This is a genomic window from Echinicola shivajiensis (genome assembly GCF_018642165.1).
GTDB lineage: Bacteria > Bacteroidota > Bacteroidia > Cytophagales > Cyclobacteriaceae > Echinicola > Echinicola shivajiensis.
In genome coordinates this window covers 109,847-123,927 of sequence record NZ_JAHHZM010000006.1, presented here as the reverse complement: position 1 = coordinate 123,927, position 14,081 = coordinate 109,847, and the positions used below count along the sequence as shown (strand labels likewise).

General features: G+C 37.4%; 9 protein-coding genes. 2 read left to right on the top strand and 7 right to left on the bottom strand.

Annotated elements, in window-relative coordinates; genetic code table 11:
- Positions 1-2 precede the first annotated feature (2 nt).
- Positions 3-1,583, bottom strand: a complete 1,581-nt coding sequence (locus KMW37_RS12305) for a solute:sodium symporter family transporter (RefSeq protein WP_215224934.1) — start codon at positions 1,581-1,583, stop codon at positions 3-5.
- 396 nt (positions 1,584-1,979) lie between these two features.
- Here KMW37_RS12305 and KMW37_RS12300 point away from each other — a divergent pair, with 396 nt between their 5' ends.
- Positions 1,980-3,866, top strand: a complete 1,887-nt coding sequence (locus KMW37_RS12300; RefSeq protein WP_215224933.1) for a metallophosphoesterase family protein — start codon at positions 1,980-1,982, stop codon at positions 3,864-3,866.
- A gap of 140 nt (positions 3,867-4,006) precedes the next feature.
- On the opposite strand, the gene KMW37_RS12295 is transcribed toward KMW37_RS12300, so the two are convergent.
- The 5 genes from KMW37_RS12295 to KMW37_RS12275 all read right to left on the bottom strand — a co-directional run bounded on the left by KMW37_RS12295 (position 4,007) and on the right by KMW37_RS12275 (position 11,833).
- Positions 4,007-5,686 (bottom strand): RagB/SusD family nutrient uptake outer membrane protein, encoded by a 1,680-nt coding sequence (locus KMW37_RS12295; RefSeq protein ID WP_215224932.1) that lies wholly within the window; start codon positions 5,684-5,686, stop codon positions 4,007-4,009.
- 27 nt (positions 5,687-5,713) lie between these two features.
- Positions 5,714-8,743: a SusC/RagA family TonB-linked outer membrane protein gene (locus KMW37_RS12290; protein WP_215224931.1), complete on the bottom strand. Its 3,030-nt coding sequence runs from the start codon at positions 8,741-8,743 to the stop codon at positions 5,714-5,716.
- Positions 8,744-9,103: 360 nt separating this feature from the next.
- On the bottom strand, positions 9,104-10,147 hold the full coding sequence (locus KMW37_RS12285; RefSeq protein ID WP_215224930.1) for a LacI family DNA-binding transcriptional regulator: 1,044 nt from the start codon (positions 10,145-10,147) through the stop codon (positions 9,104-9,106).
- 268 nt (positions 10,148-10,415) lie between these two features.
- Positions 10,416-11,120 carry a hypothetical protein gene (locus KMW37_RS12280; RefSeq protein ID WP_215224929.1) on the bottom strand — a complete coding sequence of 235 codons (705 nt, stop codon included), beginning with the start codon at positions 11,118-11,120 and terminating at the stop codon, positions 10,416-10,418.
- 128 nt (positions 11,121-11,248) lie between these two features.
- Positions 11,249-11,833, bottom strand: a complete 585-nt coding sequence (locus tag KMW37_RS12275) for a hypothetical protein (RefSeq protein ID WP_215224928.1) — start codon at positions 11,831-11,833, stop codon at positions 11,249-11,251.
- A 496-nt stretch (positions 11,834-12,329) separates the two neighbouring features.
- Here KMW37_RS12275 and KMW37_RS12270 point away from each other — a divergent pair, with 496 nt between their 5' ends.
- Positions 12,330-12,509, top strand: a complete 180-nt coding sequence (locus KMW37_RS12270; protein ID WP_215224927.1) for a histone H1 — start codon at positions 12,330-12,332, stop codon at positions 12,507-12,509.
- A 122-nt stretch (positions 12,510-12,631) separates the two neighbouring features.
- Here the strand turns inward: KMW37_RS12270 and KMW37_RS12265 are convergent, their stop codons facing one another.
- Positions 12,632-14,080: a sulfatase gene (locus tag KMW37_RS12265; protein ID WP_215224926.1), complete on the bottom strand. Its 1,449-nt coding sequence runs from the start codon at positions 14,078-14,080 to the stop codon at positions 12,632-12,634.
- Position 14,081 lies beyond the last annotated feature (1 nt).

Here is a 14,081-nt window from a genome sequence, read left to right as displayed (position 1 = left end):
AATTACACATTCCCCAACCATATATAAATGGTCAGTGTGATGATTACCAAGCTGATGGAAACGATACCTGCATACTTCCATTTATAAAAATTGGCTCCTTCCCTGTCAACAGCAACTTCTTTGATTTCTTTTGGCCAGAAATGGGATATCAAAAACATGATCCCCATATTCAACAAGAACTCAATTCCCCAAACATGCACAAAATGGATGTCTATCTCCAATATAAATGTTGCTAGAATATAAAATATCAAGCCAGTCACCAAGGCCACCTTGGCAGCTGCTGCTGTAATATTTTTGGTAAAGAAGCCTGCAATCATAATCGAAGCAATAGGAATGAAGAATATTCCGTTCAATTGTTGTAATAGCTGAAACAAACCTTCCGGAGCATTAGCTACCATAGGTGCTGCCACTATCGAAGTTACTGCTAAAAAAGTAGCGGATAGTTTACCTGCAAGCACCAATTTATGTGGACTGGCAGAAGGCTTGATAAGCCGCTTATAAATATCTATACTGAATATAGTTGAGGCGCTATTCAATACACTATTGAATGTACTTAACACAGCTCCCATGATTACTGCTGCAAAAACTCCGGTCAAGCCTACAGGCAAGACCTTTTTGACCAACTCTGGGTACACCATGTCCTGACTGTCGAAATACTGATTACCAAAATAGTAATAGCCAATCACGCCGGGCAAGACAATAATAAAGGGAACTAGCAATTTAAGGGCACCTGTATACAATAATCCTTTTTGTGCTTCCTTCAGGTTTTTCGCACCAAGAGCCCTCTGGATTATAGTTTGGTTCATACACCAGAAATAAAGCTGATTAATGATCAATCCAGTAAATAAAGTACTAAATGGCAATACAGAATCCTTTGCCCCAATGACATTGAACCTCTCTGGGCTATTTTCAAACACCTTCCCCATTCCGCTAAATGGATTTCCCTCTCCTATCATAAATAATGCTATCACCGGAACGAGTAAACCAGCAATCAATAATCCATACCCATTAATGGTATCGGACACTGCCACGGCCTTTAATCCACCAAAAATCGCATAAACAGAACCAATCCCCCCAACAGCCAAGACGGTATACCAAAGTCCTGTTTCCCTACTTACTCCCAATACCTCAGAAACATTAAATAAACTTTCTAAATTAATCGCCCCTGTATAAAGTACAATAGGCAACAAAGTCACAGCAAAAGAGACCAATAAGAATAATGCCACCATTGAGCGGGTTCCTGCATCATAACGAGACTCTAAATACTGTGGGATGGTGGTCAATCCCATTTTTAGATATTTGGGCACAAAATAAACGGCAGCAACAATAAGAGCCAGAGCAGAAGTCACTTCCCATGCAATTATGACAAAGCCATTTTTATAGGAAGATCCATTCATTCCCACCAAATGCTCAGTGGAAATATTGGTCATAATCATAGAGCCGGCTATGACTACACCTGTAAGGCTTCTTCCACCTAGAAAATAGCCATCTTCCGTATCCAAATTTTCTTTTCTGGTCTTGCGCCATGCATAAAATGCCACAAAAAGCGTAAAGGCAATAAATGATAAAACTGAGATCAACATTATACAAACAGGGTTATTTTGGGTGTATTGCCAGCCCTTAATTGACCAAGCAATGATAAATTCAATATCCTTTCCAAGGAAAGAACCGACTAATTGAATAAGTCGGTTTTAAAATTCATTGATAAATTTTAAACACTAACTAACTCCAATACTCCATTAATTTAATTTTAAATAAAAGTCTTTTCCAATATATCATTACGCAAAGGTTTGCACAAACAAAATCAACACATTATCCTTCATGTTTTGAAAATTGGAACATATTGCTCTATCTTAAAAAATTGGGCATAATTTAAGTTTTACAGCGTTTATCATACATTAAATAGGTATAATGAATTATCCTATTGAAAGATCTCTCTAATGAAAAACACCAAATATTTCCATCAAAATACGGGCCTTATGAATAACTACAAATGGCCATTATTACTAGCTGTTGCTCTTTTGGCTACTCCTATTTCCCAAGCACAATCAACTTATTCTTCAGACAAAATCGCTTTCGTTTCTGATGTGCATTTACAAGATGTTTTTGCAGACCTAACAAATAGTGACTTTAAAGGAATATACCTAGAAGAAGCTGGAAAATACGCCACTATACGAACTATGAAGGCCCAGCTAAACTCAACTAGACTTTTTAATGAAAACTATTTTGCCTTCCACCAGGCATTAGCAAATATCAATGAACTTGGAATTAAAATAGTGGTCCTTCCTGGTGATTTTAGTGATGATGGACAGCCCATGAATATTAAAGCACTTAGGAAAATCCTAAAGAGATACGAGCAAGAATATGGAATGAGGTTTTATCTGACCACTGGTAACCATGACCCCGTAACACCATTTGCCAGCCCTGGAGGAAAGTGGGATTTTCTTGGTCCAAATGGTCAGGAGCAAATACTGATCAGTGATTCCTCCTTCCTAGTAGGAAAAGAAAATATCGCTTCGCCAATAACAATTGATCAACAAATACAATATGGGGGTTATCCTGAAATAAGTGAGATTTTGGGAGACTTTGGCTTCTATCCCAATCCTAAGGACCTATTTTGGACCCATCCTTATGAAGCACTTGATTATGCCCATTATGATTTCAATAAAAGCTTGAGCAATGCCCAACTCAAATTTCGCAGCTTTCCGGTGGATGATTCACACAGATTACCAGACTTAACCTATTTGGTAGAACCGATTCCCGGAATTTGGCTATTGGCAATTGATGGCAATGTATATCAGCCCAGCAATGATGAAGAGGGATTTAAAGGATCAAGCATTGGTTTCAACTTAACTGCCATTCAAAAAGCGCATCACTTAAAATGGATCAAGGAAATCAGTCAATTGGCCAAAGAAAAGGGTAAAACACTGATTTCCTTCAGCCACTATCCCTTGGTGGAATTCAATGATGGAACGGATGAGCAGTTAAGCAAATTATTTGGAGAAAATAAATTCCAACTAACTAGAAGCCCTAAATATTCCACTTCGCAATTGTATGCACAGGCCGGTTTAAAAATCCATGTTGCAGGACATATGCATCTCAATGACACGGGGATTTTTGAAGATGAAGAAGGCAACCATTTATTCAATATTCAAGTACCATCCATAGCTGCCTACCCACCAGCCTTCAAAACATTCAAAGTCTGGAAAAAAGACAGTATTGAAATACAGACACACCGTTTGAACGAAGTTCAAGAAATGACCACCTTCTTCCCCCTTTACCTTGGTGAACACAATTATCTTAAAGCAAATAATGAAAAGGATATCTGGGACAGTCAAGTATTGAATTCCCATAATTATCAAGAATACACCAATTATCATCTTAAAGAATTGGTCAGGTTAAGGTTTGTCCCTAATGATTGGCCAGAAGACTTTAGCCAACAATTACTTGAAATGAATGGAAAAGAACTCTTCTATTTTTCCTCACTAAATCAAGCAACAGAAAGGTTTAAGTTCTTACAAACTAAGGACATGTCCGACCATTCCAAAAAGGAGCTTATAAATACATTAACAAAAAAGGGAATAGACTATGATAATTTGCAGAATTGGACTGGTTTGGATTTAATCACCGCTTTTTACTTTATTAAAAATGGAGATGAAATCGCTTATCAAGACTTAGGCACTCAGCAGATTAAAATCTTCTCAGAACTTTTACATCTAGCTAACCAAATTGAACTAAGGGAAAACGAAACCTTTACCAACTCCTTTAAGTCCTTTACTAAAATATTTGACCAAATGTTAAAGGGTGAAGCTTCAGACCATTTCTCCATTGACCTAAATACCAATAAAATCTACAACTTGAATTAATAAATTATAACTGCTAATTAAGGTTATCAATCTTGGTTCAAATCTAAAAAAAAAGAGAAAAGCAATGTCTCATTCTCATTGTATAAATGAAAAAAGGCTACCGAAATTGGTAGCCTTTTTTCATTTATACTTCAAGACAATTAATAGCCAGGGTTTTGCTCTAGGTAACCCGGAATGCTTGATGCACCATCCAGGGCAGTCTGTGGGATAGGGAAAATCCTTTTTCTTGGATCACTATCAGTTTTTTCCGTCCAAGTGTCCTCAAATTTTCCAAACCTGATCATATCAGTTCTTCTTTGCATTTCCCAATAAAATTCAAAGCCTCTTTCCCTGTAGAGCAAATCCAGGTTGATTTCATCTAACGGAGGAGCAGTGAATCTGGCAGTCCTTGCAGTTCTAACCATATTTACATCTGCCAAAGCACCAGCAAAGTCTCCATTTCCACGCAACTTAGCTTCAGCTCTCATCAGGTAAATATCTGCCAGTCTCATCAAGACAATATCAGCCTCACCAAAATTCCTTCCACTATTGGACTTCTTACTGAACTCGTATTTCTCTACCCTATAACCACTACTATATAAACTTCCTGTTGTGGTATAGTCGATCAACTTAGTAAAATCAACAGCCAAATCAGGTCTGTTTCTAGAACGACTATAGAGCTTACCAATTCGATAGCCTACCCCGTCTTCACATCTTTGGAAACCATTTTCATTTCTGATCAAACCATATTGCTGTCCTCTCAAGATCCCTCTGTCAATTTCAAAATCTTCTCCATTTATACAGGAATCAGCTGGAATAAATAGATTTTTCTTATGGAAACGCGGGTCGGCATCTGCCGGATCCAATGGAGCATAAGCGCTTTCCCAGGTTTCATAGAAATCTGAAGTAATTCCAGGACCATCTGTGCCATTGGCATTCGGAAATTCAGGTAATGGATACATATCTCCAGATAGGGAGAAATAAGCCATACGATTATGCCCATTCAGTTCAGCCCTTTGATCATAAACAAAAATCAATTCTGGATTACTATGGTTTTCATCATCAAACATCGCAAAATAATCTTCTGACAGGGAATAACGCCCTGAGGCAATCACCTTATCACAATATTCAATTACCTTGGACATATCCGCTGGATCAAAATTAAAACTCTCCGCATACCTGTCCTTATAAACTGCTGCATTGAGGTATAACCTCGCCAAGATGGCCTGTACAGCCCCTTTGGACATACGACCTGGGCCAATATCCTCTGGAACTATATCTTCAGCAAATAACAACTCCGATTCAATATAGTTGAATGCTTCTTCTCCTCTTAGAATTACAGAGGTTTCATTCACATCTTCTTTAACAAAGACCAAACCATATAAATCTAAACTCAATAATGAGTAGAAAGCCCTCAATGCCCTCATTTCAGCAACATAAACCGAAGCATTGGGATCAGTAGTGGTAGGGATTACGTTGATGGCCGTTACACTTCGGGAAATCCCCTGCATAATTTGGTTCCAAGTATTTCTGATCCTAGGGTCCGTTGTTATGAAATTATGGGTATGCATAGCAATAAATATCCCATTATCCCCCCAGTCCGTACCGCCCCTAAATGGCAGTATCGCTTCATCTGTTGAAATTTCCTGTAGGTTAAAATAATTAACGTGATTAAATAAGCCACTGAATGTAGCGTAAGCAGCAACCACATTACCTTCTACAATTTCATTTTGGGACAAGCCTGAAGCTGAGGTCTCATCCAATATTTGTTCATTGAGGTCTGTACATCCACTCGCAAGCAATAAACCACCTGCCAGCCCAGACAATATCAATTTTTTCATATCTCGAGATAATTTCATTTCCAATGATTAAAGAATAATGTTTAAACCAAGTGTAATGGTCCTTGCCTTAGGGTAGCTCATATAGTCCACTCCATATGAAGAAACACCATTGATGGTTCTATCTGTATTTACCTCTGGGTCATAACCATCATAAGGAGTGATTACAAATAGATTCTGACCAGTCACAGAGAACCTCAAATCCCTGACATATTTTGAAATACCGATCTGTTCAGTATTGAAATTATATCCAAGTGATAGGTTATTCAACCTGAAGTAATTCGCATCTTTCAGATACCTAGTGGAAACTGGAGCAGGGTTATTTACTGACTCCTCAGGGAATTCAATGGCGCTTGGTGTTACATTCAAGCCCCTTGCTAATCTTAGTTTAAAGAACAAAGCATTGGCTGTATTGTCATAAAGCTTGTTACCTGAAACTCCAGTAAAATTAAAGGACAGATCAAATCGCTTTACGCTTAAGCCACCATTGATATTATATTGTAGATCTGGTAAGGCAGTGCCTGCTACTATTCTATCTGCATCATTGACAACTCCATCATTATTGGTATCCCTAAACATATTCAAACCATCCTCATCGAAGCCTATATGCTCAAGCAAGTAAAAAGAACCAATAGGTTGTCCATTGATATAACCATTGATAGTTGCTGAAGATAGACCAGCACCAGTCGCGCTACCTGAAGGAATCACCGTAAATGGCGAGTTTTTCACTTCATTATTGATGAAAGTCGTATTACCACCAATATTGAAAGAAACATCATTTGAAATACGTCTTCTGTAATTCAAAGCTACTTCTACCCCTTGATTGATAATATTCATATCCTCAACATTTACCCAAGTGGTATTGGCAGGTTGTACAGGATCCGCAGGAATCACCTCCAAAAGGATGTTATTAGAAACCTTTCTGAAATAATCCACAGAACCAGATAGGCTAGCATCAAAGAAAGCGAAATCAAGTCCAATATTCGTCTGGGTGGAAACCTCCCATTGCAAATCAGGATTGGCCAATCTACTAAAGGTGATTCCGCCTGGATAATTGGAGGAATTATCCAAAGGATAACTTGTACTACCACTCACCTGAGCGGTATAAAGTGGCTGGGTAATTTTGGAAGGAATTTCCTGATTACCTGTTTGTCCCCAACCGAAACGTACTTTAAGATCATTTACAAAATTCGACTCTGAAAGGAAGTCTTCTTCTGACAGTCTCCATCCCAATGAGAACGATGGGAAAACCCCATATTTATTATTCTCACCAAATTTGGAAGAACCATCAGCCCTTACCGTAGCAGTAACCAAATAGCGGTTATTGAACTGATAATTTACTCTTCCAAAGAAAGATTGTAATTCATTGATAGTTGCAAATCCAGTTGGTCTGTTATTGGCCAAACTTAAGTCCTGACCCAAACCAGGATTGTACCTAGGTTCGATATCCGAGAATGGAAAATCATTGATACTGCTGGACCTGCTTTGCACAAAAATTTCCTGATATGAATGCCCTACCAAAGCTGTCAAGACATTTTTTTCATCCTGATAATTGTAAGTAAGGTAATTTTCAATTAGAAAATTACGGTTATAACCATTGGTGATTTCAAGCCTTCCGATCTGCTGAGGCTCAACACTTGGTAAACTTTGTACATCCCTAACTGAACTAGAATTATCAATACCTACGTTGATTTTATAACTAAAGGACTTACTAATATCCAAAGTACCGCTGATATTCCCGATAACACGATTAATACGGGTATAATCATCATATATTTCCAATTGCCTCAACGGATTGGTCCCGGCAGGATCTCTGAAAGGCAAACCATCATCGCCATAAGCAGGAAAAGTCGGATTTGCTGCCAAAGCACTACCCAAAACGCTTGTAATCTGTGGACGTTGGCTAAGTGTCTGAGATGCACTTAGATTCATATCTACAGTTAGAATATCATTTTCAAGGAATTTTTGAGAAACGTTTAATCTTCCGGAATATCGCTTAAGCTCACTTTCCTTGATTATCCCTTCTTGGTTCTGATATCCTAAGGAAGCAAAATAAACCAATCGCTTACTACCTCCATTGAAAGATAAGTTATGGTTTGCGGTAACAGCCGTCCTTGAAATCTCCTTCTGCCAATCCGTATTGGCCAAGGAATCTTGTAATATTCCATCTACTGCTTCCACTTCCCTCCTATAATCATCTGCACTGAAAACATCAATTGGATTGGCCATTTTAGAGAAACCATATCCCATGGTATAATTTATAGTAGACATGCCCTCGCTGCCTTTCTTGGTCGTAACGATGATTACCCCATTAGCACCTCTGGAACCGTAAATTGCAGTTGCTGAAGCATCCTTTAGGACATCAATGGACTCTATATCCTGAGGATTGATAAAATTAAGTGGATTATTATCACCGCCAGTACTGGAGTTATCCAAAACTACCCCATCAATTACAAACAAAGGTGAATTACCTGTTCTTACACCTCCTGGTCCACGAATGGTAATATTCTGGCTGGCACCTGGCTCGCCACTGGAGGCCACCACATTAACACCAGCTATTTTACCTTGAATCAAATCTTGAGGTGAATTAACGATCCCCTTGTTAAACTCCTTCGATTTGACAGTAGCCATAGCTCCTGTCACATCCTTTTTCTCTTGAATACCATAACCTACCACAATCACTTCATTCAGGTCTTGCGTGTTACTGCTCATGGTAATTTCAAAATTCCTTTGATCCCCTACAGTTATTTCCTGACTTTCAAATCCTATAAAACTAAAAAACAACACGGATTCACTAGAATTAACACTAAGGCTAAATTTCCCGTCAATATCTGTAACGGTACCATTACTGGTTCCTCTTTCGAGAATACTCACACCTGGAAGTGGTTCACCACTAGCATCTTTTACTAAGCCGCTAATAGCTATTTCTGGTGGAGAATAGTTTGTGGACGCTTCTGCCTTTCCTTCCTTAATTACTATTAAGGATAGGAACAAGCATAAACAAAAGACCTTTAAAACTGAAGCCGTTTTAAGGCCCAAATCATGAGTAAAGTTTTTCATAGATTCAGTATTATGTTTATCAAATAATTGGGTTCAAATGTAATACTGAACTAAACCTGAGATGGCTGTTTTTCCATTAGGCTTCTATTACAAATCTTGCGAGGCGATAACCAAATAATAACATCGAAATTGGTCAAAACACCTCATTTGTAATTAAAAACCGTAAAATGAAGAACTGGCTTCTATCATAATATCAATAGAATATCTTGGGCTTAATTGCAAAACCAATTTTCCATTTATTTATTTCATAAAAAAAGAAACAGAAGCTTTTTGCTATGCAAAGGTTTGCGCAAAATTCATTTTATAGAAATATTCCAAAAAATTGATATTATTCGCAATCAGATATTATCTGATTTGAATTTAAACCCTATAGAAATCAGGTAAAGGTTTGGAGGATTCTCGAATGATAAGCTCTGGTTTCAATACTTCAAACCGGTAGTTATTATCCTCAAAGTCTTTATCAAGTTGATTCATCAGAATTTTAGATGAGAGCATCCCCAAATCATACACTGGCTGCCAAACGGAACTAAGTGAAGGATGGAAATATTTACTGTAAGGCTCATCGTCAAAACCAACAATTGAAATATCTTCGGGAATTCGAAGCCCACGCTCAAAAATCACAGCCATAGCTCCAATAGCAACAGCATCATTAATCGCAAAAATAGCGTCAGGCGGATTAGGTAAATCCAAAAGCACTTTAGCCGCTTCTTCACCATACTCAGAGGTAAATCCTCCAACAGTTTGAATTAGATCTTCACAGATATCCAAATTATTATCCTCTAGAGCTTTTAAATAGCCAGCCTTCCTGTGTTGACTGGTAGTCAAATTAGTAGGGCCTGCAATATGGGCGAGGCGTTTACAACCTGTCTTTACTAAATAATCTACAGCCTGATAGGCTCCATCAAAATCATCTACCAATACCTTATCAGCTTCAAAATTCGGGCAGTCTCTATCAAACACCACTATTGGGATACCTGATGAACGAAGCTTTTCCAAATGCCCATAGCTCATGGTCTTTGAAGATGGGGAAATCAAAAAGCCATCTACCCTACCAAGTGAAAGCGTTTCAATCAATTTTTCTTCTTCTTCAAAAGATTCATTGGATTGACTTATTATCAATTTATAGCCTGCCTCATCCACCATATCCTGTACACCATTGATTACCATTGCAAAAAAATAACTTGTGATTTCAGGTACTATAACCCCAATGGTTTTAGTCCTTTTTTTCAATAAGCTCAAAGCCAGCATATTGGGCTGATAATTGAGCTCTCTTGCCAAGGTTAATACCTTTGATTTCGTTTCTAAACTTATAGAAGGGTTATCATGTAAGGCCCTTGAAACGGTAGAAGCGGAAATATTGAGGGCTTTAGCAATATCAGTAATGGTACTCGGTCTTTTTTTCATGCTTAAGGGCAATTTAGGAATAAATTCTAAATCCTAATTACGCCCAAATAATTTATTTACTAGAAAGAATAGAGGCATTATAGGGCATCTAATCTTATCATTTAAAATCTTTACAATCCCATAGTGAAGCATTAAACTTAGCCATTGAATCTTTTCGCTGAAATTATCAATAATCATTAAATAAAAAGAGCCGGTATAAACCGGCTCTTCCGTGATAAATCTACATCAAAAAATACTTGGTAATTATCTTAAAAGGCTTTTTCTATTATTAGTTTTTAAATTCACCATCTTTCAAGAATAAAGCCGATTCAATATTGGCCAAGAAGCTATTATAAGTTTCTTCGTTGCCATCTTCACCATTTGGACCAACTTCAATGGTACCATCACCATCTCCATCAGAAATAAGGCTTGGATCTACATCTTCGAAGAATTTATCCAAATAAAGACCAAATACGACTTCTTGAGCACCATCTACTTCTATTCCCTGTGGATATAAAATTTTAAAGGTTTCTTCCAAGTCAATGTACATGGTAGCTGGTGTATCAAACCAATTTCCTTTAACAAGTACCGATTTTCCATACATCTCATCATCCTCAGGTACATTCATAGCTTTTACCAGATCGAAATCCAGCTTTCCATAAACGCCATTGGCAGCACTCACGCTTCCCAGAGGACTTACCATTACCTCTCCATCTTCAACTAACTTAATAATTTTTTGTCCTTTGCTATTCACATTGACAATCGTTGGCTTTTTACTGTTGTCGCTAGTTGCTCTAAGATTGAGAAGTACCCTATCTACTGACATGGTAATATCTGAAATAACCAAATTACCATAACCCAAAGTAGCCATCCTAGCATTAGGGTCTGAACTGTTTGCCACGGTAGCTGAAACAGTCACCTGGCTCTCTTGTGTGTCTGGCATTTCATCATTTTGTGAACATGATGCCACAAATGCGGTGATTGAAAATGCCATCAATAAATGTTTAAAAGTGTTTCTACGCCTCATAGTTGTAAATTTTAGTTGATTTTTATAAAACTTGGTTGATGTATTACAATTTTGATACCTAATTTATCAATAATTACTAATTGACTATTAAATAACTATTTTCCCCATTTAACATTTTCAAACTGCCCCTCAGTCACATTGATATTGACTCCTGAGACATCATCCAATGCATCAAAAGAAAAAGTGCCAGAAAATGTCTTTGCTTCGTGATCTACTTCTGTTATTTCCAGGAATATTTTCTTAGTATGATTGGAACTGGCTTTATATATACTTTCATCACTCTGGACCGAAGGTCGCTCTTCCACAGCTCCCATTACACCTACAAAATCTCCAGGACTGTTTTCCAGTTCTTCCCATGTTTCGTAGGTATTTCCTGCTTGTAATTCTTCAATGGATAATCCGCCTATTTTAAAGCCTACAGCCTTAGCTCCGCCGTCATCTAGCAATTCAGCACCATATACAGTAAGAAGAAAGTATTGGTCCTTTTCTACTAGTTCAGCTTTTACCAAATCAAGTACAGATTCATTGTTGTCTGCTGCAAAATTCTCTCCGTTGAGCTTACATGTGATCTTCTCTTCGTTATTGTTTATTAAATCAATGTCAAATGATGGTATACAACTGGTGGTGCCAATTAAATATAACACAAAAAAACCAATTGAAAATCTTATGCTTCTTTTCATAATCGTATAATTAATTTTTAAGGCACTTTGTGTAATTCTATTTTCATTTTGTAGAATTCCACCACAGTTTATTCTACAAATGGTAAAATGGACATCTCTTTTAGGCAGAATCAGAGGTCATTATAAAAGATGAAGCCACCTTCCTGATAGAACACTATTATCTTTTCACATACCATGCCACCAAAAAAGTCAACTGGAAAAAGAAGTGGTAAACCATCAAGGCAATAAATGGGATCAACGCCCTGATTCTGGGGATCAATTGGAAATTAAATATTGAAATCCATGTTATAAAATTTTGATTTCTCCCTAATCTTGAGGTACTTAAAAGAAAAATAAAAATCAATTTATCTATAAAAGTTTTAGATTATATTTTTCCTGAGTTTTATAATATTTAGCAGTACCTATATGATATAGTAAAAATTTTAACTGAAATTATTTATAGATTAAAATACTTTTTAAATATATTGACATTTTAAAACCAAAAAAATCAACAAAAATGAGCAGATTTTCAGAAGCAAAAGAATTAGTAGAGGCTTTAGAAGCAGATTTCGCAAAGTTTTATGAGCAAGGTAACAAAGCAGCTGGAACGAGAATTAGAAAAGGCATGCAAGACCTTAAAAACCTAGCACAAGATGTTAGAAATGAGGTCAGCGCAATAAAGAACGGCGAAAAATAAGAATCAAAAAAAGGGGATAATATCCCCTTTTTTTGTAACAATTGGAATCTAACTTTTAACATTTATTCAATCCCAAGACATAATTAATACCTTGGATTCTCATAGGAATTTTAAAATCTAGCTTAATCGTTTTTTTGAACATCAATGGAAATACTTCTGAAGTAATCATTAAAATTATACTTGCTATACTTCGACAATGCAGCCTGCTCTTTTGGAATAAAGCTTTTTAACAATTTTATTTTCTCATCATACTTTGGATTACCAGCAATATTATCCCATTCATTTGGATCATTCTCAAGATCATAAAATTCAAATGAACCATCTGCATATTCTATCAATCTATACTGTTCATAAGTAACTGCCATGTTTCCCTTTCCATAAGATGTTAGGGCGGGATAATTCCATTCTTTCTCTGGTTCATTCATCAGAGGTACTAAAGACCTCCCATCAAGTTTTGGATTATTATCAAGCCCCGCTAATTCAATCAAACTTGGGTAGATATCCAATAACTGAACAGCCCTTGAGGAAACTTGACCAACCTCTTGGGCTTGCCTATGAATCATCAAAACCGAATGAGTGTCTCTATTCCATAAAGCCTGCTTGGCCATCCTGTTTTTCTCACCCAAATCATAACCATGGTCTGACCAAAGGACAATGATTGTATTATTGGCATAATCACTATCCTTCAAAGCATTCAACAACCTCCCCACCTGACTGTCCGCGAAACTAATGCAAGCTAAATAGGCCTGCACAGCATATTTCCATTGTCCAGAAGCTTTCAACCATTCAGTAGTGGGCATCATGGGGGCATCCGCCACTTTCTTCCCCATGTCTGGAATATCATCCATATCAGTTGGTAAATACGCAGGCATTACCAACGAATCCAATGGATATAGATCAAAATATTCTTTAGGCACATACCAAGGTACATGGGGTCTGTTTAATCCTACCGCAAGGAAAAATGGTTTATCGTGTCGGGCTTTTAAAATTTCACTGGCCCAACTAACAGATTTAAAATCCGGCATCTGCTGAACATCTGAAGGATAAGCCCCCCAATCAGTCTGGGTATTTCCCACTTTATCTTCGAACCAAGCTGGGTCATAATTGAAACGTTTATCTGGCTTTGGACCTGTAACGCCATTATCACCGCCATATAGATCAAATACATGTGCTGCATCCCCCATATGGAAAATCTTGCCAACTCCGAAAGTAGCATAACCATTTTCCTCAAAATAATCAGGCATAAATATGGCTTCCCCGGTCAGATCATTTGATTTTTTAATATCCTTATCATGCAATTGCAGGTAATTTCCAGATCGATGGGGATAGAGTCCTGTCAATATTGAAGCCCTAGATGGCCCACAAATAGGTGCTTGGCAATGGGCATTTGTAAATAAGGTAGAAACCGCTGCAAGGCGATCAATATTCGGCGTCTTTGCCTGATCATTTCCCATACATCCCAGCCAGTCATTCAGATCATCAACAGCTATAAACAAGATATTAGGTTTCTCCTGCCCATAATTAATCAATGGAAGGAAAACTAACAGCATCATTATCCAATATCTACGCATG

Coding starts and splice junctions, on each gene's coding strand:
- KMW37_RS12305 (WP_215224934.1), bottom strand. CDS start 1,583: ATGTTGATCTCAGTTTTATCATTTATTGCCTTTACGCTTTTTGTGGCA.
- KMW37_RS12300 (WP_215224933.1), top strand. CDS start 1,980: ATGAATAACTACAAATGGCCATTATTACTAGCTGTTGCTCTTTTGGCT.
- KMW37_RS12295 (WP_215224932.1), bottom strand. CDS start 5,686: ATGAAAAAATTGATATTGTCTGGGCTGGCAGGTGGTTTATTGCTTGCG.
- KMW37_RS12290 (WP_215224931.1), bottom strand. CDS start 8,743: ATGAAAAACTTTACTCATGATTTGGGCCTTAAAACGGCTTCAGTTTTA.
- KMW37_RS12285 (WP_215224930.1), bottom strand. CDS start 10,147: ATGAAAAAAAGACCGAGTACCATTACTGATATTGCTAAAGCCCTCAAT.
- KMW37_RS12280 (WP_215224929.1), bottom strand. CDS start 11,120: ATGGCATTTTCAATCACCGCATTTGTGGCATCATGTTCACAAAATGAT.
- KMW37_RS12275 (WP_215224928.1), bottom strand. CDS start 11,833: ATGAAAAGAAGCATAAGATTTTCAATTGGTTTTTTTGTGTTATATTTA.
- KMW37_RS12270 (WP_215224927.1), top strand. CDS start 12,330: ATGAGCAGATTTTCAGAAGCAAAAGAATTAGTAGAGGCTTTAGAAGCA.
- KMW37_RS12265 (WP_215224926.1), bottom strand. CDS start 14,080: ATGCGTAGATATTGGATAATGATGCTGTTAGTTTTCCTTCCATTGATT.